This window comes from Burkholderiaceae bacterium (genome assembly GCA_024235995.1).
Taxonomy (GTDB): domain Bacteria; phylum Pseudomonadota; class Gammaproteobacteria; order Burkholderiales; family Burkholderiaceae_C; genus Ottowia.
The window spans coordinates 3272430-3297434 of the sequence record JACKLI010000001.1 but is presented as its reverse complement, the minus strand read 5'-3'; the positions used below and the strand labels follow the sequence as shown (position 1 = coordinate 3297434).

The following is a 25005-nucleotide window of genomic DNA, read 5'->3' as shown; positions in this document are numbered from 1 at the left end:
CTGCGCTAGGGCTTGCTGTTCCCAGCCTCGACCCGCGCCTCGGCCGACACCGTGGCCTCCTCGCCGATCAGCCCGCGCGGGCGCAGCACCAGCACCCCCATCAGCACCAGGCCGATCAGGATGATCTGCGCCGCGCCGCCCTTGACCTGCATGGTTGCCGGCAGCAGGGCCTGGGCGGCGCTGCCGCTGAGCGTCCACACGGCCCACATCAGCACCGCTCCCAGCACGGCGCCCTTGTTGTTGCCGCTGCCGCCGACGATCAGCATGCTCCAGATCTGGAAGGTGAGGATGGGCATGAAGTCCTCCGGGCTGATGTAGCCGATGAAGCTGGCGCCCAGCGCGCCGCCCAGGCCCATCACCGCCGAGCCGATGACGAAGGACTGCAGGCGCAAGGCGAAGGCGTTCTTGCCCAGCGACTCGGCCGCCGTCTCGTCCTCGCGGATGGCTTTCAGCACGCGGCCCCAGGGCGAGCGCACCAGGGCCTGCAGCGCCGCGTACAGCACGATCACGATGACGAGCAGCAGCCCCAGCAGCAGCAGGTTGCGGCCCGCCACGCTGTCGATCAGGCCGGGCAGTGGGCGCGGAATGTCGGTGATGCCGCGGCTGCCGCCGGTCAGCCAGGCGGTGTTCAGCGCGATCAGCTGCAGCGTGATGCCGATGCCGATGGTGACGATGGCCAGGTAGTCCTCGCGCAGCCGCAGCGTGGGAATGCCGACGACGAAGGCCACCACGCCCGCGGCCAGCATGGCGCCCAGCAGGCCGACGGCGAAGGGCAGGCCCCAGCCCGCCACGATGCCCGCATGGGCCGGCCCGCACAGCAGCGCGAACGCATAGGCGCCCACCAGGTAGAAGCCCGCCACGCCGATGTTGAACAGGCCCGTGTAGCCCCACTGCAGGTTCAGCCCCAGGCATACCACGGCAAACACCAGCGCCTGGATCAGGAAGAACACGAGGTAGGAGACGATGCCGCTCATGCTTTCTCTCCCAGGATGCCGGTGGGGTGAACCAGCAGGATCAGGAACATCAGCGCAAAGGCCACCGCCGGCTTGTAGGCCGGGTCGATGAAGGCCACCGACAGCGACTGCGCCACGCCGATGACCAGCCCGCCCAGCACCGCGCCGTAGATGCTGCCGATGCCGCCCAGGATGGCGGCGGCGAACATCGGCAGGATCAGGGTGAAGCCCATCTCGGGCGAGACCTGCACCGTCAGGCCGAACATGGCGCCGCCGACGGCCGCCAGCCCGCCGCCGATGATCCACACCCAGCGGACGATGCGCCGCACGTCGATGCCGGTGACCTGCGCCAGCGCCGGGTTGTCGGACACCGCGCGCATCTGCTGGCCCAGGCGCGTGCGCGTGAGGAACAGGTGCAGCGCCACCATCAGCACGGCGGTGAGGACCACCACGAACACCTCGTTGGCCGACAGGCGCACGCCCGGCAGCACCTCCTGCGCGATGGCGATGCTGCGCGTGTAGTACTCGGGCTGCGAGCCCCACGCGAAGACGACCAGGTTGCGCAGCATCAGCGAGGCGCCGAACGAGGCGATCACCAGCGCCACCGCCACGTCGCTCTTGCGCAGCGGGCGGAACAGCACCGCGTCCAGCACCAGCGCCAGCGCGGCCGTCAGCACCAGCGCCAGCACCAGGCCGCCGACAAAGCTCCAGCCGAAGGTGAAGGGCCCCAGTGCGGCGCCGCCGCCGAAGGCGCCGACGAACAGCAGCGCGAAGTAGGCGCCGAAGGTCAGGAACTCGCCGTGCGCGAAGTTGGCGAAGCGCAGGATGTTGTAGGTCAGCGTCAGCCCGATCGCGCCCAGCGCCAGCGTGGCGCCCAGCACGATGCCGTCGGCCAGGTACTGAAGGATCATGTCAGCCCCCTTCGGGCGCCCAGGTACAGCGCGCCCACCTCCGGGTTGGCCAGCAGCTCGGCCGCCGCGCCGCTGACCTGCTCGCGCCCCTGCGCCAGCACGTAGCCGCGGTCGGAGATGGCCAGCGCGGCGCGCGCGTTCTGCTCCACGATCAGCAGCGTCACGCCCAGCTCGCGCACCTCGCGCACCTTGGCGAACACCACGCCCACCAGCTTGGGCGACAGGCCGGCCGAGGGTTCGTCCAGCATCAGCATGCTGGGGCGCGCCATCAGCGCGCGCGCCAGCGCCACCATCTGCCGCTCGCCGCCCGACAGGGTGCCCGCCGCCTGCCGGCGCCGCTCGTGCAGGCGCGGAAACAGCGTGTACATGCGCGCCAGGTCCTCGGCGATGCCGGCGCGGTCGCGGCGTGCGCAGGCGCCCAGCTCCAGGTTGTCCTGGATCGTCAGGCGCTCGAACACGTTGGCGATCTGCGGCACGTAGGCCAGCCCGCGCCCGACCATGCGGTGCGCGGCCTCGCCCACCAGGGACTGGCCAAACAGCAGCACCTGGCCGTGGCGCACCGGCACCAGGCCGGCGATGGCCTTGATCAGCGTGGACTTGCCGGCGCCGTTGGGGCCCAGCACGGTGACGATCTCGCCGCGCGCCACCTGCAGGCTGGCGCCGCGCAGGATGTCCACCTCGGGCGTGTAGCCGGCCACCAGGTCGCGCACCGACAGCGCGAGTTCAGCCCGGTTCATGCTGCTTCTCCTCCCAGGTAGGCCTCGAGCACGCGCGGGTCGCTGCGCACCGCCTGCGGCGTGCCCTGCATCAGCAGCCGTCCCTGGGCCAGCACCAGCACCGGGTCGCACAGCTGCGTGATCAGGTCCATGTTGTGCTCGATGATGAGAAAGGTGATGCCGCGCGCGTGCAGCTCCTGCAGCTTGTCCATGATGGTGGCCAGCAGGGTGGGGTTGACGCCGGCGCCGGGCTCGTCCAGCAGGATCAGCCTGGGCTCGGCCATCAGCACGCGGGCCAGCTCCAGCAGCTTTTGCTGGCCGCCCGACAGGTTGCGGGCGAACTCGCCCGACAGCCGCTCCAGGCCGACGAAGTCCAGCACCTGGCGGGCGTGCTCGCGCACGCGCCGCTCCTGCGCGCGCACGGCGGGGCGCGCCAGCCAGTTGTTCCAGAACCGCTCGCCGGCCTGGCCCGCGGGCGCCAGCATGGCGTTCTCCAGCACGGTCATGCCGGCGAACGGGCGCGGGATCTGGAAGGTGCGCACCAGCCCCGCCGCAAAGATGCGGTGCGGCGGCAGGCCGCCGATGGGCTGGCCCAGGAACGAGATGGAGCCGGAGCTGGGCCGGTGCGCGCCGGCAATGGTGTTGAACAGCGTGGTCTTGCCCGCGCCGTTGGGGCCGATCAGCCCGGTGATGGTGCGCGCGGCCAGCGTGAAGGACACGCCGTCCACCGCGCGCAGACCGCCGAACTCCTTGACCAGGTCACGGACCTCGAGCATCGCTGTCCCCGGTTGTTGTTCACGTGGGCGGCGGCCGATTCGGCGCCGCCCACGCGGGGCCTGCATGCGGCTACTTTTTGGCCACGCGCATCGCGTCGATCTGGGCCACGGTCACCATGCCCGTGGGTTCGACCTTGCCCTGGGCCGAAACGTTCCACACCTGCATGGGCGCGGCGATGTCGCCGTTGGCGTCGAACTGCAGCGGCCCGGTGGCGCCCACGTACTGGATGCTCTTGCCCTCGGCCAGCAGCGCCGCGGCCTTCTTCAGCTCGGCCACGCCGGCGTACACCTTCTGGCCCTTCGGGTCGGTCACCTTGCGGATCGCGTCGCGAATGGCCGGGCCCTTGCTGCTCCTGGCCTGCTCCATGGCCAGCCCCACCAGCACCGTGGCGTCGTACGCGTTGGGGATGTAGGCCTGCGTCGGCAGGGTGCCGAACTTGGCCTGGAACTCGCCCTGGAAGGTGGCCAGCGAGGGCGTCTTGTCGGTGCCCGGCGCCGTGCCGTGCACGTCCTTCATGTACTGCGCGCCGACGTCGTTGACGAAGTCCTGCGACTCCAGCCCGTCCGGGAACAGGAACTTCTGCGGCCCGCCGGCGGCGATCCATTCGCGCGTGATGGTGGTGCCGTCGCCCGGGTAGCCGATCAGAAACAGCGCGTCCGGCGCGGGGCTGAGCGCCTTGCCGACCTCGGCGCGGTACGAGGGCTGGCTGGGGTTGTAGACCACGTTCTCGGTCACCGTGCCGCCCAGTTGCCTGAAGCCGGCCGTGAACTCCTGGCTCAGGCCCTGGCCGTACGGGTTGTTCAGGTACATCACGGCCACCTTCTGCAGGCCCGCGTCATGCGCCACCTTGGCCATGGCCAGGCCCTGCAGCGCGTCCGACGGGCAGGTGCGGAACCAGAAGCCGCCGGTCTTGCCCTGCCTGGCCAGGTCGCTGAAGGTCGGCGAGGTCGACGCCGGCGAGATCTGCACCACCTGGCTGGGCGCCGTCACCGAGGTCAGGATGGCCGCGCTCACGCCGCTGGACAGCGCGCCGATGAGGGCCGGCACCTGCTGCACGTCGACCAGCTTCTTGGCCGCGTCCACGCCCACCGAGGGGCTGGTCTGGTCGTCCAGCAGCGACAGCTTCAGCTCGCAGGTGTTGCCGCCGCGCGCGGCGTTCAGGTCGTTGATGGCCAGCTCGCTGCCCTTGGCGATCTGCTGGCCCAGCACGCCCAGCGAGCCGGTGAGCGACATCACGGCGCCCACCGTGGTGCTGCAGGCGGCATGGGCGGGCGCCGCGCCCAGCGTGGCCATCGCAAGGCCGATGGCGGCCAGTTTCAAGGACGGGTGTTTCATCTCGAAAACCTCCACAAGGTCAACTCGCCACAAACGGCGGCAACGGACCTGTCCCGAATGGGTGAAGGCATCGAGGCATTTGCCCAGCACCGGATGGCAATCCGAAAAACAGCGGGGAAAGTCATCTGGTGTTGACGATCCGGCCGCCGGGCAAAAACACTGTACATCGCATTGGCCGGCTTTGCAGGCCGGCTGGCCAGCTGGTGCGGGCCGTATGAAAGAATGCCGCCATGCAAGACGCGGACGTGCTCATCATCGGTGCCGGCATGGCCGGCGCATCGCTGGCCTGGCGGCTGGCGCGCGGCGGCCAGCGCGTGCGGCTGCTGGAGCGCGAGGCCCAGCCCGGCATGCACAGCACGGGCCGCTCGGCGGCGATGTTTATGGAAAGCTACGGGCCGCCCGGCGTGCGCGCGCTCACACGCGCCAGCCGCGATTTCTATCTGCATCCGCCCGCCGGTTTTGCCGACGTGCCCCTGCTCACGCCGCGCAGCGCCTTGTTCGTGGCCACCGCCGATCAGCGCGCCGCATTGGAGAGCCTGCAGGCCGAGCTGGCGGCCAGCGGCACCGCCTTGAAGCTATTGAATTCGGAGCTGATCGCGCAGGTGGCGCCCGGGCTGCGGGCCGATTTGTTTGAAAGTGCGCTGCTGGACGAGAACGGCTTCGACATCGACGTCGACGCGCTGCTGCAGGGCTTTTTGCGCGGCGCGCGCCAGGCCGGCGCGCAGCTGTCGACCGGCACGCAGCCGCAGTCAGCCGAGCGCGCCGCGGACGGCTGGCGGGTGCGGCTGTCCGACGGGCAGAGCGTGCAGGCGCGCGTGGTGGTCAACGCCGCCGGTGCCTGGGCCGACGAGCTGGCGCCCCTGTTCGGCGCCGCGCCGATCGGCCTGGTGCCCTGCCGGCGCAGCGCCTTCACCTTCCGCCCGCCGGCGGGCGTCGACGTGTCGGGCTGGCCCATGGTGGGCGACGTGGACGAGGCCTGGTACTTCAAGCCCGACGCGGGCCAGTTGCTGGGCTCGCCGGCCAACGCCGACCCGGTGGCGCCGCACGACGTGCAGCCGGAGGAGCTGGACATCGCGCTGGGCATCCACCGCATCGAGGAGGCCACCACGCTGCGCATTGCGCGGCCCACCGCCACCTGGGCCGGGCTGCGCAGCTTCGTGCCCGACGGCGAGATCGTGATCGGCTTCGACGACGCGTGCGCGGGCTTCTTCTGGCTGGCCGGGCAGGGCGGCTACGGCATCCAGAGCGCCGCCGGCGCCAGCGCGCTGGCAGCCAGCCTGGTCATGGGCGCGCCACTGCCTGACGAACTGGCGCGCCACGGCGTTGACGCGCAGGTGGTTGCGCCGCGGCGCCTGCGCTGACGGCGGGATAGCGTGGCGGCTTGAGCGGCTACGCGCCGGCCAGCGAACGCAGGCCGTTCACGTTGAGCAGGCGCAGCTGGCGCCCGCGGCCGGCGATCAGCCCGCGCTCGCGCAGCTGGCGCAGCACGCGCGAGAAGGTCTCGGGCGCGATGCCCAGTTGCGCGGCGATGGAGCGCTTGCGCTGCTGCAGCGTCACGGCCGGCTGTGGCGAGGCGTCGGGCGCGGACTCGACGTGGCGCAGCAGCCATTCGGCGCAGCGCGCCTCGGCGTCCTTGCCCAGCCGGCTGACGGCCAGCTCGGCCTGCTGGCGATGCGCCTGGGCCAGGTCGCGCACCAGCGCCAGCGTGGGCGCGGGCAGGGTGCCCAGGTCGGCCGAGAACTCGGCCAGCGGCACGGCGCGCGCCTCCACCGGCGTGTCGGCCACCACGTCCATCAAGGGGGTTTGTCCCAGCACGGCGCTGCCGGGGTCGAGCCAGCACGGGCCTTCGATCCAGCCCAGCTGATGCGCCAGGCCGTCGGGGCCCAGCAGGCCCATGGCCAGGCGGCCGCGGGCGATGTGGTAGATGGCGTCGTTGGGGCGGGCTCGGTGCAGCAGCACCGAGCCGGCCGGCAACAGCACGGCCTGGTGGGTCGGGTCGGGCAGGGGAACGGTGAGCATGGGCGCACTGTGCCTTTCGCCCACGGCGGGGGCATTGATGCATATCAACCACGCGAGAGTTGCGGAACCCTTGTCCGGGAGTTCTGAGATGACGCAAACGACCCTCGGCGCCGTGCGCCCGCGGACGATGGACATCACCGTTTCAGCTCCAGGATCAGGTGCGGGTTGGTTCACGCCGCCCAGCTCGGCCGTGTCGTATTAGGTCTGGAAGGGCGTCAGCACCTCGCCCGGATCGTTGACGAAGCTCAGCACATAGGTGATGCCTTTCAGCCCATACGGGCCGTTGTACGCCCGGTTCAGGTGGCTCAGGGTTCAGCGCGCGCCGCGGCTGGCGTCTTGCTGGTCGAGGCGATCCAGGATGGCCAGTGCCTGCCTTGCATCGCCGCGCGCGGCCAGCGTGCGAAATCGCGTTTCCACGTCGAAGGCGGCAATGGCCTGGGCGCTGAGCTCTTCCATCAGCTTGTTGATGCTTAGGCCCCGGGTCTGCGCAAGATACTTCAAGCGCTGCGCGGTGTCGTCGGGCAGGCGAATCGTCAGTGTGCTCATGGCTGTTCCTCCAGAAATTGGGCGGGGGTCAGAATGCGCAAGTGCGGCCAGGTCAGCTCGCCGCGCGTCAGGTCGCGCACGTTGTGTGTCACCACCGCCTGGGCATTGCCGGCAATGGCCAGCTCGATCAGGTGGTTGTCGCCCTCATCGCGCAAATTGGGGCGCCAGCCGTAATACATCTGCACCCAACGGCCCGCGCGTGCCAGGGCAGCCAGCACCTGCAGGCGTTCCAAATGAAACGATTGCCTGTCAAATAAAGAGCAATCAATTGCCAGCCCAGCCGTGCACGTCGATCTGGCCGGCGGCGGTGCCGTGCCTGCCTGGGGCTGGCGCGGGCAACAAAAAACCCGCGATGCGAGGCTGCATGCGGGTTTCGGGGCGTTCTTGGACTGGCGAAGAGACCTTGAACTGGTGCCGGCTGCCGGAATCGAACTGGCGACCTACGCGTTACGAGTGCGTTGCTCTACCAACTGAGCTAAGCCGGCTTTTCTCGTAAAGTCTGCGATTATAGCGGGCGACTCGCCCGTTTTTGCCCCCCTTCACCCACCGCCCAGGAGGCTCTCGAACATGCTGAAAACCGATCACCTGACCGATACCCGCGCGCTGCTGGATGTGGCGGCCGATCGCGGCGCGCCCTCGCGCCGCCAGGCGCTGGGGCTGGCGCTGGGCGTGGGCTATGCCGCGGCCACGCTGCCGGCGCTGGCGCAGTCGGCCATCAAGACCTCGTCGGACGGCCTGACCACGGGCGAGGTGACGATCGACGTGGCAGGCTTCAAGATGCCGGCGTTCCGGGCGCAGCCGGCCGGCAAGACCGGGCTGCCGGTGGTGCTGGTGCTGTCCGAGATCTTCGGCGTGCACGAGTACATCGCCGACGTCGCGCGCCGCCTGGCGCACGCGGGCTACCTGGCGGTCGCGCCCGAGCTGTTCGTGCGCCAGGGCGACGCGCAAAGCTACGGCGAGATGGCCAAGCTGATGAGCGAGGTGATCGCCAAGGTGCCCGACGCGCAGGTGATGGGCGACCTGGACGCCACCGTGGCCTGGGCCGGCGCCAACGGTGGCAACACCGACAAGCTGGGCGTGACCGGTTTTTGCTGGGGCGGGCGCCAGGCGTGGCTGTATGCCGAGCACAACCCCCGGCTGAAGGCGGCCGTGGCCTGGTACGGGCGCCTGGTGGGCCAGCCCACGCCGCTGGCGCCCACCAACCCGCTGGATGGCGCGGCGCAGCTGAAGGCGCCGGTGCTGGGCCTGTACGGCGGCGCCGACACCGGCATTCCGCTTGACACGATTGATACGATGAAAAAAGCCCTGGCCGAGGCCGGCGCCAAGGGCAACGCCGCCGCCAAGGCCTGCGAGTTCGTGGTCTACCCGGACGCGCCGCACGCCTTTCATGCCGACTACCGGCCCAGCTACCGCAAGGAAGCGGCCGAAGACGGCTGGAAGCGCGCCCTGGCGTGGTTCAAGGCGCACGGGGTGGCTTGACAGGCCGGGTACGCTGGTTGCACCAGCAAGCCGCCCGCGAGGCGGCTTTTTTTGATGTTTCATGCCTCTGGCCCCCGCCAAGCATGCGCGAGTAGCTATGAATTTGATTGCAATCCTGATCGGCACGCTGATCGCCGGCGTGGGCAGCGTGTGGATCGCCGCCACCCTGTCGTTCGGCGTGCTGGCGCGCTACACCCAGCACATGCTCAGCCTGGCGGCGGGCGCGCTGCTGGCCACGGCCTTCATCCGGCTGCTGCCCGAGGGCCTGGAGAGCGGGGTGGAGGTGCACGTGCTGTCGGCCACGCTGCTGGCCGGCCTGCTGTTTTTCTTTTTGCTCGACAAGGCCGAGCTGTGGCACCACGGCCATGAGCATCACCCCAGCCTGCCCACGCTGGACGAGGCCATGGTCGACGCCGACGTGATGCACGCGCACCCCCACGAGCACGCGCACGCCGGCGCCCATCGCCACGACCACGCCCACCACGCCGGACACGGCCACGCCGCGCCCCGGGCCGGCGGCGGCTGGGCCGTGCTGACGGGCGACGCGGTGCACTGCTTCGGCGACGGCGTACTGATCGCCTCGGCCTTCCTGTCCAGCCGCACGCTGGGCTGGGCCGCCACGCTGGCGGTGCTGGTGCACGAGGTGCCGCACCACATGGGCGACCTGGCGGTGCTGCACCAGGGCCGCCGGCGCGACTGGCGCGCGGCCCTGCTCAAGGTGTCGCTGGCCGGCGCGGTGACCGCGCTGGGCGGGCTGGCGGGCTGGGCGCTGGTCGAGGGCCTGGCCGGCCTGCTGCCTTATCTGCTGATGCTGGCGGCCAGCAGCTTCATCTACGTGGCGTTGGCCGACCTGATCCCGCAGCTGCAAAAGCGCCTGAACGCGCGGCAGACGGCGGCGCAGATCCTGTGGCTGCTGGTGGGCATGGGGCTGGTGATCGCCGTCGGCCTGGCGGGGCCGGAGCACGTGCACTGAGAAGGTGTGAACAAATCCGTCATGCCCGCTCATCCCGCCCAAACGCGCTCGCTCTGCGTTGCAAATGCTCGCCATAGCCCCAGCTATGGCTGCGCTTTGCGCCTTGATCGACCGCGTTTGGGCGGCCTGCTCGGGCACGCCGGATTCATTCACACCTTCTGAGCCGCGCCGCGGCGGCGCGCGCTACTCCTTGATGCCGGCGCTCTTCACGGCTTTTTCATAGCGCAGCTGCTCGGCCTTCACGAAACGGCCGAAGTCGGCCGCGCTGCCGCTGCCGGCGATGGCGCCCTGCTTTTGCAAGGTGGCGCGCACCTCGGGCAGGGCCAGCACGGCGTTCAGCTCGTGGTTCAGGCGCTCGACCACGGGCGCCGGTGTCTTGGCGGGCGCAAACAGCCCCGTCCAGGCCACCACGTCATAGCCCTTGAAGCCGGGCGTCTCGGCCACGGTGGGCACGCCGGGCAGGATGTCCAGGCGCCTGGCGCCGGTGACGGCGATGGCCTTGAGCTTGCCACTCTGCACGAAGGGCGCGGCCGAGACGCTGACCAGCATGGCCAGGTCCACCTGGCCGCCGATCACGTCGGCGGCGATCTGCGCGCCGCCGCGATAGGGCACGTGGGTGGCGAAGAACTGGCCCTGCTGCTTGATCAGCTCCATGGCCAGGTGCAGCACGGTGCCCACGCCCGAGGTGGCGTAGCTGAGCTTGCCGGGTTCCTTTTTGGCCAGTTGCACCAGCTCGGCCAGGTTGTTGGCCGGCAGGTCCTTGCGCGCCACCAGCACCATGGGCGCGGTGTTGACCAGGCCGATGGGCGCCAGGTCGCGTGCCACGTCGTAGCGCACGGCCTTGGGGTTGGCATAGGGGGCGATGGCCACCGGGCTGTCGGCGCCCATCACCAGGGTGTAGCCGTCGGGCGCGGCCTGCGTGCCCTTGGTCAGGCCGATGGTGCCGCCGGCGCCGGTGACGTTGTCCACCACCACGGACTGCTTCAGGCGCTCGCCCAGCTTGTCGGCCAGCAGGCGCGCCGTGCTGTCCACGCTGCCGCCGGCGCCAAAGGGGACGATGATGCTGATGGGCTTGGCCGTGGGCCACGCCGCCTGGGCGAAGGCGCAGGGGGCAGCCAGCAGCGCGGTACTGGCGAGGAAGAGACGTTTGTTCATGATGGCTTGGATGGCCGGGTCGGCCGTGGGTCTTGAATCAGGGGCTGGCGGGATCGAGCTGCGCGCGCAGCGCATCGAACTCGGCCAGGTGCTCGCGCCGCCAGGCGCGGCGCGTGTCCGCGTCGATCCAGGCCGCCTGCAGGCCGTTGTCGGTGAAGGCGCGCAGGCTGTCGAGCCCAAAGCCGAAGTCGCGCGCCATCATGCGCCAGGCACCGGTGGGCGTGACGTGGTGCAGCGTGGGGTCGTCGGTATTGGGGTGCACGCGCAGGCCCAGGCCGGGCATGCGGCGAATGGGGTGGTCCTGCGCCCAGCGCTCGGGCGCCAGCGTGCGCAGGTAGTACGAGTTGGTGGGCACCACGGTGAAGACGATGCCCGCGTCGGCGCACTGGCGGGCGAAGTCGGGCGCGTCCACCACCGTGTAGCCGTGGTCGATGCGATCGACCTTGAGCAGCTCGACGGCGGTCTGCACGTTGGTCCAGGGCATGCCGAATTCGCCGGCGTGGGCGGTGGTCTTCAGGCCGGCCTGGCGCGCGGCGCGGTAGGCGGCTTCGAACAGCTCGGGCGGGCGGTCGTTCTCGCGGTAGTCGATGCCGATGCCCACCACCTCCTCGCAGGGCCGGGCAATCACCCACCGCACCATCTCCAGCGCCGCCTCGGGGCTGGCCTCGCGGTCGATGGCGGCGATCAGGCGGCCGCTGATGCCGAAGTCGGTGCGCGCATCCGCCATGGCGCGGCGGATGCCGGCCAGCGCCTGGGCATAGGGCAGGCCGCCCACCTGCGCGGTACCCGTCGGGTTCCAGAAGAACTCGGCGTGGCGCACCTGGTGCGCGGCAGCGTCCTGCAGGTATTCGTAGGTCAGGCGATGAAAGTCATCGGGCGTGCGCAGCAGCCAGGCGTCGAGCGCGCGCAGCACGCGCAGCACGCCCACGGGCTTTTCGCCGCGGGTGTAGAAGGCGGCCATCTCCTCGTCGCTGATGGGCGCCTTGGCGCGCCGCGCCAGTTCGGTGAAGGTGGCACGGCGCACGGTGCCCAGCAGGTGGCAGTGCAGCTCCACCTTGGGCATGCGGGCGAGGAAGTCGTCGAGGGTCATGGCCGGCCGGGGATCACCCCTTGGCCACCGGCAGGCCGGGCGTGCGGCTCCATTCGCTCCAGCTGCCGGCGTACAGCGCCACCGGCGGGTAGCCGGCCAGCTCCATCGCGATGATGTTGGGCACGGTGCTGACGCCGCTGCCGCAGTGGTGCACCACGCCGGCGGCGTCGCGCCCGGCCAGCAGGGCGGCGAATTCGGCCTTGAGCTGCTCGGACGGCTTGAAGCGCCCGTCCGGTCCCAGGTTGTCGCCGAAGGGGCGGTTGAGCGCGCCGGGGATGTGGCCGGCGATCGGGTCCAGCGGCTCCACGTCGCCGCGGTAGCGCGGCGCGCCGCGCGCGTCGATCAGGGTTTGCGTGGGCTGGCCCAGGTGCCGGGCGACGTCCTGCGTGCCGACCCAGCGGCGCAGCTCGGGTTTCAACTCGAAGCGGCCCGGCGCACGTGCCGGCGCCGCCCCGCTTTCGGTGGCGCCGCCGGCCGCCAGCCAGGCCTGCAGGCCGCCGTCCAGCACGGCCACGGCGTCGTGGCCGGCCCACTTCAGCATCCACCACAGGCGCCCGCAGTAGTTGGCGCCGTTGCGGTCGTAGACCACGGCCTGCATGGTGTTTTCAAGGCCCAGCCGGCGCAGGGTCTGCGCCAGCAGCTCTTGTTTGGGTAGCGGGTGGCGGCCGCCGTTGACGGCGTCCTGCGGCGTGGGGGCGCTCAGGTCGCGGCCCAGGTGGGCCTGCACGCTGCCTGCGATGCGCTGCTCGGCGAACATGGCGTCGGCCTTGGCCGGGTCGGCCAGGTCGAAGCTGCAGTCGAACACCATCAGCGGCGCGCCGCTGGCCTGCAGGGCTTTCAGTTGATCGACGGAAATCAGGTGGGTGTGCATCAGAACTCCTCGGCCGGGGCGGTGGGCAGGGCGCGGGCGCGCAGCACGGTGGCGGCCATGCCGCAGGCGATGATGAGTGCCATGCCCAGCCAGCCCAGCGGCGGGATGTGGTCGCCAAACAGGGTCAGGCCGAACAGCGCGCCGAACACGATGCCCGAGTATTGCAGATTGGCCACCACGATGGTCGAGCCGTGGGTGTAGGCACGCGTCATGCACAGCTGGCCCAGGGCGGCCAGCACGCCCATGGGCAGCAGCCACAGCGCCTGCCGGGTGGCCAGGCTGTGCGCGCCGAAGGCCAGCATGCCCAGGCCGCCGGCCAGCAGCGCGGCCAGCGAGAAATAGAACACCGTGCGCGTCTCGGGCTCGCCCACGCGGCCCAGGGCGGCCACCTGCATGTAGGCCAGCGCCGCCATCAGGCTGCCCAGCAGGCCGACCAGGCCGGCGAACAGCTGGTTTTGCTCCAGCGTGGGGCGCAGCAGCAGCACCACGCCGCCGAAGCCCAGCATCACCGTCAGGATCAGCGGGCCCTGGCGGCGCACGTCGGCCAGCTTGCCCAGGGCCAGGGTGCCGCCGATGACGAAGGCGGCGATCCAGATGCCGCTCATGTAGTTGAGCGTGATGGCGGTGGACAGCGGCAGGTTGGCGATGGCGTAGAACCAGGCCACCAGCGAGGCCACGCCCACCACGTTGCGCCACACGTGCATCATGGGCACGTGGGTGCGCAGGCTGACGCCGCGCGAGCGCGCCAGAAAGCCGATGAAGACCACGCTGATGACGCCGCGGTAGAACACCACCTCCAGCGGGCCGAACGCGTCGGAGGCGAACTTGATGCACACGCCCATGCTGGCGAAGAACAGCGAGGCGGCGATCATCCACGCGGCTTGCATGATGTTTGATGAATGAAAAACGGCCTGGGCGCAGATGGATCGCGCGCAGGCCGCTATTGATAGAGTAGCAATCAGGTGGTGACCGCAAGGCCCATGGCGCGCCGGTACCACTCGTGGAAGTGCTGCATGCCGTCTTCCATCGGACTTTGGTAGGGGCCCACCTCGTTGTCGCCGCGCAGCATCAGGGCGCGCCGGCCGGCGTCCATGCGCTCGCCGATCTCGTCGTCTTCCACCGCGGTCTCCATGTAGGCGGCGCGCTGCGCCTCGACGAACTCGCGCTCGAAGCAGGCGATCTCCTCGGGGTAGAAGAACTCGACCATGTTCAGCGTCTTCTCGGGGCCGATGGGGTGCAGCGTGGAGACCGTCAGCACGTGCGGATACCACTCGACCATGATGTGCGGGTAGTAGGTCAGCCAGATGGCGCCGCGCGTGGGCAGCTCGCCGCCCTGGTAGCGCAGCAGAACCTCGTGCCACAGCTTGTAGGCGTCGCTGCCGGGCCGGCCGAAGGTGGGCGCGACGCCCACGGTCTGCACCGAGTAGTCGCGGCCGAACTGCCAGCTCAGGTCGTCGCAGGTGACGAAGTTGCCCAGGCCGGGGTGGAAGGGCCCGACGTGGTAGTCCTCCAGGTAGACCTCGATGAAGGTCTTCCAGTTGTAGTTGCACTCGTGCAGCTCGACGTGGTCCAGCGCGTAGCCCTCGAACGAGAGCTCGCCGGCCACCTTCATGCCGGCCAGGTCCTGGGCGATGTCGCGGCCGTTGTCCTCGAACAGCAGGCCGTTCCATTCGCGCAGCGCGTAGTTGCTCAGATCGAGCCCCGGGTCGTGCGCGAAGTGCGGCGCGCCCAGCAGCTGGCCGCCGGGCGCGTAGGTCCAGCGGTGGATGGGGCACACGATGTTGCCGCCCGCGTGGCCCTTGCCCTGGCCCTGCAGGTTGCCGCGCCCGCCCAGCATGATGGCCTGGCGGTGGCGGCAGCAGTTGGAGATCAGCTCCACCTGGCCCTGGGCGTTGCGCACCAGCGCGCGGCCGTTTTGCTCTTGCGCCAGCGTGCTGTAGTCGCCCGGGTTGGGCACCGCCAGGGCATGCCCGACGTAGCGGGGGCCGCCATCGAAGAGCAGCCTCTTTTCACGCTCGAACAGCGCCGGATCGAAATAGGAGTGGACGGGAAGTTGAGTTGCCGCCTGCTGGTGTTGAAGACTTAAATCAGACATCGAGTTCCGACCTAGAGACTCCCCCTATGAAGGGGCAGGAAAAAGCGCTTGGCATCCGCAGATCTTGGGCGCGCGAGTTCTCCGCGGGGATGGGTTGGGAGAACCGCGCATTTTAGCCGAGCTGGCCTGCCCGGAGGAAATCGAATCTCATGCGTCGTGCCGCGTGTGTACTCGCGTTCGATCAATTTGGATTGAAAGATACCAACAAAAATACCAACAAGCGCTGACGCTGGGCGGAGGTTGCTTCACCGGCAGCTACCTCTCGCCGACAACCATGGCAAGCATGGAGCGCGCCGAGCACGTGCTGGCCACGCACGAGGCGGGGCACGCCGGCCTGGCCGCGCTCCTGGGTGGCGACCGCATGCGGGTGATGCAGTCGCTGCTGAACCTGAACGACGATCTGAACCGCCGCGCGAACGCCGTGGCCAAGCGCCTGAACGTGCCGGTCACCACGGCCGTCGAAGAGTTGCTGGTCGATGTGCCGCCGGCCGATCTGGTCAAGCTCAATGGCTGGCGCCGGGTGGCGCACAAGGTGCAGCAGTGGCTGGAGCGCTCGGGCTTCACGGCGCTGGCCAAGCGCATGCGCGCATGGCTGGACGGCCGGCTGTCCGATCAGCAGAAGGCCGACCTGCTGGCCGCCGAGCTGATGACGGCCGCGCGCGACTACCTGGCGGGACGGCCGCCGCGGGTGCGCAGCAGCGCCGCCGACGCCCAGCAGCAGGCAAGGTGGCTGAACAAGCAGGCCGCCCAGCTGGGCTACGAGAATGCCGACGCCATGGCGCTGGCCGACTTCGACGGCCTGGAATCGCTGATGGCGCAGTGGCGCGGCAAGAACCCGGCGGCGGCGATGCTGGCGCGTCGCATCGTGCGCGACGGCTACCGCACGGTGAACGATTCGGTGATTCCAGAGACACCCGAGTACGAGGGCAACCTGACGGGCGATCTGGCGCAAGTGCCTGCGGGCGAGACCGTCAAGGCGGGGCCGATTCGCCTACCTGTTGGAGTTGCTGAGGGCGCGCATCGCGGACTTGGCATCGAGCACATGGCCGACAACACCAGACGCGACGCCACGCGCATGCCGAAAAAACAAACGGGAGACCTGGCCGAAGACCTGGTGCGGCAGGCGGTGGAAGTGCTGCGCGGAGTGAAAGAGGTTCACTACGACGGCAGCAAGTTCATATTCCCGAACCCGCTGATGAAGCAAGCCGTGGTGGCTGTGTGGCGTGGCGATCACTATTCGATCACGACCGTGCGACCGTACCGCAACGCTCAGAACTTGTGGGGGAATCCGGAGAAGGTGGGGCGCCTAACCTTCCCCACCCGTGACGCTGAAGCCACGTCACCTTCAATTGCTGTCGCCAAGGAATCTTCGCTTCACCCTGACCGCTTCGGGCTAGAAGTAGCCTCCGAACGCTTCGATTTTAACACCGACAAGCCAAAACCAGCAACTCAGGTTGTTGTCAAAAAGAAGCGGACGATTCAAGTTCCAGATGGCGCGCCGCGCCTGAGCCGTGCCATTTCTGCGGCCGTGGGCGGCGGGACTCAACAGAACCTGACCCCTTCTGAGCGCGCCGATGCGCTGATCCAAAAGTCCGCCCGCACCGCGCAGCCGCTGGATGCGGTGGCTCAGGCGATCACACGCGCCACCGGCGTGGAATGGGCCGCCAAGAAGGTGGGCGGTGTCATCGCGGGTGCCCTGAACCGCTACACACCCGAGTCGGTCAAGGCTGGCCTGGTCAGCGACTACGGGCTCGACCCGCGCGTGCGCGATGAGCGTGTGCTGATGCAGGCGCGCCAGCAGGTGCAGCTGCGCAAGGCCGGCGAGATGATCGACAGTCTGGCCAGCCTGACGCGCGAGGAGTCGGCGGCGGCCTACCGCTGGATGAACGAAACCGACCCCGACAAGATCATCCGTGGCATGGACGAGCTGCCCGAAGGCAGCGCGGAGAAGCTGCAGGAAATCCAGCGCGTGATCGACAAGTTGTCGCAAGAGGCGGTGGACCTGGGCCAGCTGGATCAGCGCAGCTACGAGCGCAACAAGTTTGCTGGCCTGCATAGCTGCCCGAATGTCGCACTCGCAGCAGTGCGCCCGATGGCCGTGGTCGGCTAACTTGATGAACGGTGCATCGCAGCAAGCAACTCGAAGGTCAATCCGTAGGCTCCGGGACGTTTGCTTTCCCTGGGGCCTGCAATATTCAGGGTCTTGATCTCATGGTCACGCAACCAAACCAGCACATCGTTTGCTGCTTCGGCTGTGATCCCTCCCGCCAACTGGATGACGAGATGGGGTTTGCCCAGAGCTTCGGCAAACTGCTGCGTCACCAGCGTCTCGCCATCGAGTTCACCAAGATTGACGACGAGCGTGCCGTCGCTGTCTTCGACGTTGCGCCGTGTGCGTTCGAGGTAGCCGCCCTCCGGCAGGACGGTGAGCTGATACTTCAGCGGGATCGTTCCATCCTCGGCTTGTCGCCCCGCGGGTGCCCAGCCGCCATGGGTGTAGCCATTTTCGATGGCGAAGTCCAGGGCCGCGCGATCAGCGCCGGTCTGCCCGCCCGACACGATGTGTCTGCAAAAGCGTGCGGGCTCAGGAAAAGGGCCGAGAAAGGGCAGTAGCGGCAGCAGTGATCCGTCCGCAAGGACTTCGGTACGTTCGCTCAGACTGCGGTTGGGGTCGCTCCCGTACTTGAGGTAAACCACCCGATACGCGCCGCCGACTTCATCCTTCAACCATCGGGAGAGCTGTAACCCTCGGGCATGAAAAGCCAGCCAGTCCCAATCATCGGGTATCTGGAAATATCCGCCCTCACTGAGGACTTGGTCGAACTCCCAAGCCCAATCATCGAACTTTTGCCACAAGCCGTGCGACATGGGAAAGCTGTCGTCCCATCCCATCAGAGAACACATGTTGCCCCCCACGCCACCTTCATCAGGGGACCGCACGACCCAGATGTACGCCGGACCTGGTTCCGCCAGCACCGTCAGAACCGGTACAAATTTGCTGTTCTCAGCCATGCGCGCGGCCTTCCTTGATCGCGCCGGCAAGCCATCCGTTGATGTGCAGACCGTCGGTCGCCCAATTCAGTCGAATCCATCCACCGCGAAGTGACCATGGCGGTGCGGCCAGAAGATCGTCCAATCGCACCGCTGCCGGAACAGCCCAGACGCCGCGTGCCGCGCAACCGTAGACTTGCCCTCCCACGTCAAGTCGTAGCAGACCGGCTTGAAAATCCAGATTGACCTGCCGGTCTTCGCCTGCTGCTTGCACCAGATCAGCTTGAAAGCGCCTCCTGATCCATTTGAGCGCGTGCCGCAAAGCGACGCCATCCACGGCGAGCGCGGGCATCTGGAGTGCAAACCCATTCAGCGCGCGCTTGGCGTGCGCATACTGCTGGCCGGATTGCAAGGCTTCGGGCGTTGATGCATCGACACCATGCAGCGCCTGCCACATTTCGAGCACGGCCAGAACGGTTCTTCCCCTTTCCTGACGGGCTGGAAGCATCCGCTCGTCGCAGAGAAACGAGTCGCCGCCTTGGTTGAAGCCGGTTCCAAGCACACGCCAGCGCCCATCCCAACCGACTTCGGCATTCACTTGCAGACGCCTGCCCTTCAGCGCGATGAAGCCTTGCAAGGCTGAACCATCGCTGACGGGTCGAATCCGCAGTTCCTGCAGGACGTTCTTGATCGGCACGTCCTCCAGCAACCACTCCATTTGGCGTTGCAGCGCCCTGCGCTGTTCCTCAAGATTCGTCATGCTTGCACCCAAAACAGTTTTTCGTCGCTCAACACATCTTCACCGTCCCACCGGTAGGCGACCAGCGGCCCGTCCTTGGCAGCCGACCAATCGAGGCAGGCGAGTTTGGGGCATTCCACCTTCGGCACGCCCTGGAACCAGTGGTGCCCGATCAGGATCGGCGAGCCCTCGATGGGACGAAGCTCCAGGCCGGCAGGCCAGTCCATCCCATGCAGAAGTTCTTCCTGGCCGGGCGGCACCAACGCCACCTGGCTGAAGTCCGTCGCATCGTGCCGCCAGTCGGCCACCCGCACATCCTTGTGCTCGTGGCCAGCCTTGTCACGGATGACGCGCCCCGATGGCAAGGGCAACTCCAGCCCGCAGGTCAGGCGCTTGCGTGCCTTGCCCACGGCGCCCTCTTCGTCATAGACCAGGTGCAGCAGCGCGTCGTCCAGGGCAACGCCATCCACCCAACCGGCGCTTTGCAGCGCAGCGACCGAGCCGTCGTCCCAACCCCCGTGCACCACGCGGACACCATCCAGGTCCAGGCACACCGGAAGCGTGCGGAACCAGCGCACCCAGTCCTGGTGCTTGGCCGAACCTTCGCCCACCTGGGCCAGAAACTCGGCGTGTTGCTCGCGGTTCTTTAGCGCCTTGGGCGTATCGCCCCGGTTGGGCCGGTAGGCTTCACCCGGTTTGCCTGGATCGTCCGTCAGGTAGCCGATGGCGTTGAACTCATGGTTGCCCAAGATGCAACGCGCCGAGCCTGAATCCACCATCGAGCGCACGATCGAGAGCACGCGCGCTTGATCCGGGCCGCGGTCGATCAGATCGCCCAGAAACACGGCTTGGCGACCCTGGGGCGCCCGATAGCCCGAGCCGGCTCGGACATAGCCCATGCGCTTCAGCAGCTCTTCCAGTTTGTCGGCATGGCCGTGGATGTCGCCGATCACGTCATAACCCAGTCTCATGGCAATTACCTTTCTTGTTGCTTGTTCGTTCATCAGATAAACTAAGTGTAACCTAGTTAGATCATTATTAAAACTATGTCGTCTCCGCAGCGCAACAGCGAGATCCCAGCCGGCCCCATCCACCCGATGCCGTTGGTACGGCTGGACCTGATCGTGTTTCGGGTAGAGGCCGACCGCCTCCAAGTGTTGCTGGCCAAGCGGCAGCAGGCGCCGTTCGTGGGAAAGCTGGGGTTGCCAGGGGGAGTGCTCAGAATCGACCTGGATGCTTCACTGGAGGCAGCGGCGCAGCGGGTGGCGCAGGAGCGTCTGGGAACAACCCTGCCTCACGTCAGACAGGTGGTGGCGGTCGGCGGGGCCCAGCGCGACCCACGGGCGCCGTGGGCGATGACGGTGGTGTACCGGGCCGTGCTGAGTGACGAGCTGCCGGTGCAACCGGGAAAGCGCGTGCAGGAATTGCTGTGGGTGGATGCCCATCAGGCCAGCCGGGACGAAAGCCTGGCGTTTGATCATGACCAGTTGGTAGGGCAGGCCATCGCGGGGCTGCGGGCCGAGTTGCTGGCGCTGCAGTTTGCGCCGGGGTTGATGCCCGAGGAGTTCACGCTGCCGCAGCTTCAGGCCCGATGCGAGGCGGTGCTGGGTGCGCCGCTCAACAAGGTGACATTCAGGCGCCGGGTCGAAGAAGCTGGAGCGTTGAAGCAGGTGCCGGGCAAGATGATTGGCGGGGCGCATCGGCCAGCGCAGGTGTGGCGTATCGCGTGAGCGAACCGCGCCAATGAAGAAGCTGGAGGTTGTCGAGTTGATCGCTCTTGGCGCAGCTCATGGGTGCCACGCTGGTTGGCTCTCTTGCTCCGAGCAATCCGGCACATCAGGTGTCCATGCCGGGTTTACTTGTCCAGCAACCTGAACCGCCGAGCCAAGCCGGTCAGCGTCACGTTGACGAAGGCATCGTGCTGGGCTTGCAGCCGCCAGAACGTGCGCCAGTGCATTCCCTTGGGTTTGACTCCGTTGCCGTTGAGAATGCCTGGTTCCCACTTCAGCCGCCGGCGCAGCGTGTTCGCGCGCCGGCTTGACCGGTCGTCACAGGTTTCGCGCTGGCTTGGATACGCCAGCTTGTAGCAGTGCCGGCATGCAAATACCTCGCCCGCGTACAGAACGGCCACCCGGCGCCCACAGTTGCGTGCAGGGCATCGCCACCAGACGCGCTGGCCGCCGAGATGGCATGGCGTTCGATCGAGGATCACCGGGTAACTCATGCTCTGCCATTCACCGCCGCGTTCCTGGTGCCGATAGGTGAGCCAAACCCGATCGCACTGCACAGAAAAGCTGATGGACGACACCACCTCACCGCGTCGCGTCCATTCCCATGAACAGGCTGTGCCCGGCGTCAGATGACCGTCACGTGCCAGCCGCCGCACATCCAGCGAGCGCCGGTCGTCAACCGTTGGTTTGCCCCACTTGCGTCCACTGCCAAAGCCACCCATGGTCAGACCTCCTTCCCAGTAGAGTTTTCCGAAATCATTTGGCAAATTTCACCAATGGCTGGCGCATCCAGAGCCGCATGCAAGGTGCCACGTCGGCGCCATAGGTGACCGGAATCGGCAGCGGGCTGTCCTTTGCTGGCACTCATGCTTCAACCTCTGCATTCTCTTGTGCGTGGACACTTTCCTCGGGTCGGCTGCGGGAAACCGCCGGAACCCCCATAACCACCTGCCAGCGTTCGCTACCGCTGATCCTGGAGGCCCTGACCAACTTCATGCCGTCAACGAGGCGGCCTTGATGTCGGGCGAGCCATCGGCCCAGACGGCGACGATTGATGACGCCACGCTCCTCCGAAACATCGCGAACCACTTCCGCCAGTTCCGGGTCGGGTACGAAGGCGTGCACTGCGGCCACGACTTCGCGCACCGCAGTAGGAGACTTGCCGAACCTGGCGTGCCAGGCCTGCAGCAGGCGCTCCAGTGTTTCGCGGTCGGGATCGTCTGCCATGCGGTCGAACACCGGTACCGCTGGGTCGGGCTGACCCAGCCACACCAGCGGCGACCGTACCAGGCGTGTCCACTGCGCGTAGCTGCCCAGCGGTTGCAACGGTTTGCCGTCAACAGCCACCGCGGGTGCGCCGGCGTGCAGATAGGCCAGCACCACCGTCAGGGCGAGGCTGACATAGTGGGCGCGACACGACTGCACTTTGGCCAGCGGGTCGTCGTTGAACTGCCTTGCCGCTGGTGTCTCGCACTGAGGATCGAGGGCAATCGTCACGGTGCGGCGGGTCATGTCGCCCACCGGTCCGACGTTGTTGCCGCTACTGAGCATGAGCGAGCGGGTGTTGACGGTGGCGGTCTTGCTGACCCCGAGAATGCGATCCGTCAACTGCTCCGAGGTCAGTGCACTGCACAGGCTCTTGAACGGGATCAGGTCGCTGGTCAGGTTGTCGAACATGACCACCGCAGGGCCTTCCAGGAGCGCCGACAGCAGCAGCTTGCTGCACTCCTCGTCCTTGGTCGGAAAGGCATAGGCCGAAACCGTGCCCGGCCCCGCCAGGGCGGCGACCATGCTCAAAAGGTAGGTCTTGCCGCTGGCAATCTGCGGCGCAAGTGCATGGAACATCGGCGCTACAGGCAGGGTCGGCCGCACCACGGCAGTCAGCATCGCGGCCAGGGCAGCGCTGCAGGCGGTGGCGTTGGCGAAGGCAAACTCCGACAGCAGCCCGTTCAACTCCGCCAATGCGCGCTGCGCGTCTGCTTTCGTCGGCGCCTGGGGGACACGAAACTCGCGCACGTCGAACGCCCCGAACATGCCGCTGGCGGCGTCGAAGCCGGCCTCGGTCATGAGGCTGCCGTCGGCGCGCAGGTACGGTTGACGGGCTATGCCTTGCAGCACCGGCAGGTGGTTGTAGGCCTCGGCATCGAACAGCACACTGGTATGACGCGCGGGCGGGTCACTGGGGACAAAGTCCCCTGTACGGCCGTCGTAGCGCTCCCAGTTCGCGCACTCCGACAGTGCGCGGGTCAGGGCGTTGCCGGTCAACGGCTTGATGCGTGTCTCCTGCGAGCCGGGATCGGTCAGCACACGCACGATCAGGTTTCCACGCTGGTAATACCTACCGCTGGCGGCCAACTCTCGCTCTGCGGCGTCTACCACGCGATCCAGTTCGCCCGCGCTGACACGGATCACCGCCTTGTGTTTTGCCTGCGCAGGCGTGACGCCGAGAAACTCCAGAAGGGCACCCATGCGCTTCTTGTCGCCGTGCGAATGCTGACACTTGAAGCCACCGATGGGGTAGAGGTCGGTCGGCTCGAAGTAGGCGCTGCCGTGGTCGATGCCGTCCGTATGCTCATGTGCCCACGGGCAGGTCATGTCGTGCTTGCCACTGCCCAGCGGGCGCTTGTACAGGCCACGCTGCGCCAGCGCGGCCAGGACGGGGTTCTCTGCCGCGCGGGGGATATGCACGGTGTCTGCACTCTGGTCGATCAGCTCGGCCAGGCGCTCGCCGGTCACCTTGGATTTTTTTTGGCGCTTTGGGCGCCCGGGCGGCGCAGGCGGTGTCAGTTCCAGGCGCTCGATCAGTTCGTCCATGCTGTAACGGCGCTCGGGATGCCACTCGCTCAGATGGCAGCGCCACGGAGTGCCGTCAGACTGCACGTACTTGGCTTTGCCATTGATGCCCACAGGCAGGCGCATCCAGCGGGCCGCTCCACCTGACGCGCCGGAATCACAGAGGTCGGCATCGATCAGCGCCTCCTTGAGCGCGTCGGCCTGCTTGGCGTCATCGATGGGCGTGCTGAAGATGTAGCCCGCCTGAAAGTTTCCAGGCGAGGTTTCCAGCAGCCAGGACGGCGGGCAGGCGGTCAGGCGAACCAGCGGAACCTTGGTGCCCACGTCATCCAGCATGACGGCGTGAACGGCCACGACGGCGGCTTTCTGCGCCCTCCACTTGCCGTCGATGCTGGCGAAAGTGCTCGGTTGCACGTACCAGTTCAGGTCCGGATTCTCGGGCCGGGTTTCACCCCATGGCTGAGGTGCCCATCCGGCTTTCTTGTTGTCCGGGTCGCCGTGTTTCGCGCACAGCAGCGGGCGCACGTCTGCGGCGGGGTTGCAGCGGCCAAAGATGGCTTCCAGGAAGGCCTGATTGGTGGTTTCAGCGGTTTCAGGGGTTTGCGTCAGACCGCTGGCAGAAAGTGTCGGCTCAGACATGACGCACCCTCACGATTGCGCTGCAATCCACGCCCGCACCTCGCCCACCTTCCACGCGGTCACGCGCTGGGACAACTTGACGGGTTTTGGGAAGGTGCCTGCCTTCACCTTGCGCCACAGCGTGGGTGCGCTGAAGGGCAAGGGGGCCAGGTTGTCCGGGCGTCTGGGGCTCTGCACCAATTGCGCTTCGCGGATGAAGGCACCGTCCGGCAGCGCATCGAAAAACGAAGGCCGAAATGTTGCATCGATCGGCGCAGACTTGATGGTGGTCGCCTTGACCGATGCGCTTTTGTGGTGATGTGACATGTTGCGCTGTCCTGTGAAGTTGAACGGCGCGACTGTCGGTTTGGCAGTCTAAAAATAGGGGCAACTGCCCAAGCAAAAGGGCAATTGCCCATGAAAGCCTTATTTCATGCGGCTTACCAAGGCTTCGGGAATTCGTTTCAGATGCATTTCGATCGTGGTTTCGCCGATCTGAAGCCCCATGTCCGCAGCCAATCCTTGAATTTCCATGGCTGCTTTTGCAGGTTTTCGATGGTCGATCTTGGCTTTGTTGCACAACGCCACGATGATGGTGAGCAGGGTATTGCGCTCCCTGGTGCCGAGCGCTTTCCCTTCGCTGGCCTCGGGGCTCGCTGCTGACATCGTCCGAGTGGAGGTCGCTGCGGCACCGGGCGTCGCTGGCGAGAACCCCTCCATCACCACACCCTGCAACTCGATGCTGGGAATGAAAGGGTCGAAGTCCAGTTGAATCGACTCGTTCCTCGGTGCGCGTTCGTCGCCTGAAATCCAGGTCATTTCACCGTCTGGCCCGAACTTGCGCCAAAAGCACTCTTCGAACTCGTCGCGCCAGACAAAAACCCCTGCCGGCAGCGTCACCAGCGATTCACGACGCCACTGGTCGTAGCCGTCTTCATGCGACACCTCGGAATGCTGGATGCGCTCGCTCACAGCCGCGAGCTCGCGCACCACGAAGTTCGCCCAGAAGCTCTTGGCTACCGGCTTGGACGTGCCGCCGTCGAGCAGTTGGTGCGCCAGCAGACTCTCGAAAGATTGATTGAAATCGTCCTCGCCCGTCAGCGCCGCGGCCAGGTCATCCGGCGAAAGCACTTCCCAGTAGGTCAACAGAGGTATTGCCCGCACCGGAATGGCCTCCCGGTCGTTGATCAGGATCACGACATTCAAAGTGAGCT

The 25005-nt window shown here is 67.5% G+C and carries 25 protein-coding genes and 1 tRNA gene; 5 read left to right on the top strand and 21 right to left on the bottom strand.

Translation table 11 applies throughout. The features are described from left to right. Positions 1-5: 5 nt before the first annotated feature. The 5 genes from H6927_15790 to H6927_15770 are packed head-to-tail and all read right to left on the bottom strand — an operon-like array spanning position 6 to position 4692. Positions 6-974 carry a branched-chain amino acid ABC transporter permease gene (locus H6927_15790; protein ID MCP5219552.1) on the bottom strand — a complete coding sequence of 323 codons (969 nt, stop codon included), beginning with the start codon at positions 972-974 and terminating at the stop codon, positions 6-8. Next, a complete protein-coding gene (locus H6927_15785; GenBank protein MCP5219551.1) occupies positions 971-1864 on the bottom strand; it encodes a branched-chain amino acid ABC transporter permease in 894 nt (297 codons plus the stop codon). Before H6927_15785 ends, H6927_15790 begins: the two co-directional genes overlap by 4 nt. Beyond that, positions 1861-2601, bottom strand: a complete 741-nt coding sequence (locus H6927_15780) for an ABC transporter ATP-binding protein (GenBank protein MCP5219550.1) — start codon at positions 2599-2601, stop codon at positions 1861-1863. The genes H6927_15785 and H6927_15780 overlap by 4 nt, the downstream gene beginning before the upstream one ends. After that, positions 2598-3422 (bottom strand): ABC transporter ATP-binding protein, encoded by an 825-nt coding sequence (locus H6927_15775; GenBank protein ID MCP5219549.1) that lies wholly within the window; start codon positions 3420-3422, stop codon positions 2598-2600. Before H6927_15775 ends, H6927_15780 begins: the two co-directional genes overlap by 4 nt. Positions 3423-3426: 4 nt before the next feature. Further along, positions 3427-4692, bottom strand: coding sequence for an ABC transporter substrate-binding protein (locus H6927_15770; protein MCP5219548.1), 1266 nt, complete (start codon positions 4690-4692; stop codon positions 3427-3429). Positions 4693-4922: 230 nt separating this feature from the next. On the opposite strand from H6927_15770, the gene H6927_15765 reads away from it, so the two are divergent. Further along, positions 4923-6053: an FAD-binding oxidoreductase gene (locus H6927_15765; protein ID MCP5219547.1), complete on the top strand. Its 1131-nt coding sequence runs from the start codon at positions 4923-4925 to the stop codon at positions 6051-6053. Positions 6054-6081: 28 nt separating this feature from the next. On the opposite strand, the gene H6927_15760 is transcribed toward H6927_15765, so the two are convergent. From H6927_15760 to H6927_15745, 4 genes are all read right to left on the bottom strand, one after another. Continuing rightward, the gene (locus H6927_15760) at positions 6082-6711 is read right to left on the bottom strand and encodes a Crp/Fnr family transcriptional regulator (GenBank protein MCP5219546.1); all 630 of its coding nucleotides are present in this window, start codon (positions 6709-6711) and stop codon (positions 6082-6084) included. A 312-nt stretch (positions 6712-7023) separates the two neighbouring features. Beyond that, a complete protein-coding gene (locus tag H6927_15755) occupies positions 7024-7257 on the bottom strand; it encodes a ribbon-helix-helix protein, CopG family (GenBank protein MCP5219545.1) in 234 nt (77 codons plus the stop codon). Beyond that, positions 7254-7532, bottom strand: coding sequence for a PIN domain-containing protein (locus H6927_15750; GenBank protein ID MCP5219544.1), 279 nt, complete (start codon positions 7530-7532; stop codon positions 7254-7256). The genes H6927_15755 and H6927_15750 overlap by 4 nt, the downstream gene beginning before the upstream one ends. Positions 7533-7666: 134 nt before the next feature. After that, positions 7667-7742 (bottom strand) — tRNA-Thr (locus tag H6927_15745). 82 nt (positions 7743-7824) lie between these two features. On the opposite strand from H6927_15745, the gene H6927_15740 reads away from it, so the two are divergent. Then, positions 7825-8736 (top strand): dienelactone hydrolase family protein, encoded by a 912-nt coding sequence (locus H6927_15740; protein MCP5219543.1) that lies wholly within the window; start codon positions 7825-7827, stop codon positions 8734-8736. A gap of 97 nt (positions 8737-8833) precedes the next feature. Then, entirely contained in the window at positions 8834-9709 is an 876-nt protein-coding gene (locus H6927_15735) for a ZIP family metal transporter (protein MCP5219542.1), read from the top strand. A 183-nt stretch (positions 9710-9892) separates the two neighbouring features. Here the strand turns inward: H6927_15735 and H6927_15730 are convergent, their stop codons facing one another. The 5 genes from H6927_15730 to H6927_15710 all read right to left on the bottom strand — a co-directional run bounded on the left by H6927_15730 (position 9893) and on the right by H6927_15710 (position 14920). After that, positions 9893-10864, bottom strand: a complete 972-nt coding sequence (locus H6927_15730; GenBank protein MCP5219541.1) for a tripartite tricarboxylate transporter substrate binding protein — start codon at positions 10862-10864, stop codon at positions 9893-9895. A gap of 37 nt (positions 10865-10901) precedes the next feature. Then, positions 10902-11954 carry an adenosine deaminase gene (add, locus tag H6927_15725; protein MCP5219540.1) on the bottom strand — a complete coding sequence of 351 codons (1053 nt, stop codon included), beginning with the start codon at positions 11952-11954 and terminating at the stop codon, positions 10902-10904. A gap of 13 nt (positions 11955-11967) precedes the next feature. After that, a complete protein-coding gene (locus H6927_15720) occupies positions 11968-12825 on the bottom strand; it encodes a sulfurtransferase (protein MCP5219539.1) in 858 nt (285 codons plus the stop codon). Continuing rightward, entirely contained in the window at positions 12825-13712 is an 888-nt protein-coding gene (locus H6927_15715) for a DMT family transporter (protein ID MCP5219538.1), read from the bottom strand. Before H6927_15715 ends, H6927_15720 begins: the two co-directional genes overlap by 1 nt. A 71-nt stretch (positions 13713-13783) precedes the next feature. After that, positions 13784-14920 carry an aromatic ring-hydroxylating dioxygenase subunit alpha gene (locus H6927_15710; protein ID MCP5219537.1) on the bottom strand — a complete coding sequence of 379 codons (1137 nt, stop codon included), beginning with the start codon at positions 14918-14920 and terminating at the stop codon, positions 13784-13786. A 64-nt stretch (positions 14921-14984) separates the two neighbouring features. On the opposite strand from H6927_15710, the gene H6927_15705 reads away from it, so the two are divergent. Next, entirely contained in the window at positions 14985-17030 is a 2046-nt protein-coding gene (locus H6927_15705; protein MCP5219536.1) for a hypothetical protein, read from the top strand. On the opposite strand, the gene H6927_15700 is transcribed toward H6927_15705, so the two are convergent. The 3 genes from H6927_15700 to H6927_15690 are packed head-to-tail and all read right to left on the bottom strand — an operon-like array spanning position 17027 to position 19621. Next, complete coding sequence (locus tag H6927_15700; GenBank protein MCP5219535.1) at positions 17027-17932, bottom strand: putative molybdenum carrier protein; 906 nt, start codon at positions 17930-17932, stop codon at positions 17027-17029. The genes H6927_15705 and H6927_15700 overlap by 4 nt on opposite strands. After that, positions 17925-18671, bottom strand: coding sequence for a hypothetical protein (locus H6927_15695; protein ID MCP5219534.1), 747 nt, complete (start codon positions 18669-18671; stop codon positions 17925-17927). Before H6927_15695 ends, H6927_15700 begins: the two co-directional genes overlap by 8 nt. Next, entirely contained in the window at positions 18668-19621 is a 954-nt protein-coding gene (locus H6927_15690; GenBank protein MCP5219533.1) for a metallophosphoesterase, read from the bottom strand. The genes H6927_15695 and H6927_15690 overlap by 4 nt, the downstream gene beginning before the upstream one ends. A 75-nt stretch (positions 19622-19696) precedes the next feature. Between H6927_15690 and H6927_15685 the strand changes: the two genes are divergently transcribed. Then, positions 19697-20380, top strand: coding sequence for an NUDIX hydrolase (locus tag H6927_15685; GenBank protein ID MCP5219532.1), 684 nt, complete (start codon positions 19697-19699; stop codon positions 20378-20380). 125 nt (positions 20381-20505) lie between these two features. Here H6927_15685 and H6927_15680 read toward each other — a convergent pair whose 3' ends face one another. From H6927_15680 to H6927_15665, 4 genes are all read right to left on the bottom strand, one after another. Beyond that, a complete protein-coding gene (locus H6927_15680) occupies positions 20506-21102 on the bottom strand; it encodes a hypothetical protein (GenBank protein ID MCP5219531.1) in 597 nt (198 codons plus the stop codon). 142 nt (positions 21103-21244) lie between these two features. Further along, a complete protein-coding gene (locus tag H6927_15675; GenBank protein ID MCP5219530.1) occupies positions 21245-23812 on the bottom strand; it encodes a hypothetical protein in 2568 nt (855 codons plus the stop codon). A gap of 9 nt (positions 23813-23821) precedes the next feature. Beyond that, the gene (locus H6927_15670; GenBank protein ID MCP5219529.1) at positions 23822-24118 is read right to left on the bottom strand and encodes an AlpA family phage regulatory protein; all 297 of its coding nucleotides are present in this window, start codon (positions 24116-24118) and stop codon (positions 23822-23824) included. 99 nt (positions 24119-24217) lie between these two features. Then, complete coding sequence (locus H6927_15665; protein MCP5219528.1) at positions 24218-24997, bottom strand: hypothetical protein; 780 nt, start codon at positions 24995-24997, stop codon at positions 24218-24220. Positions 24998-25005: the final 8 nt, after the last annotated feature.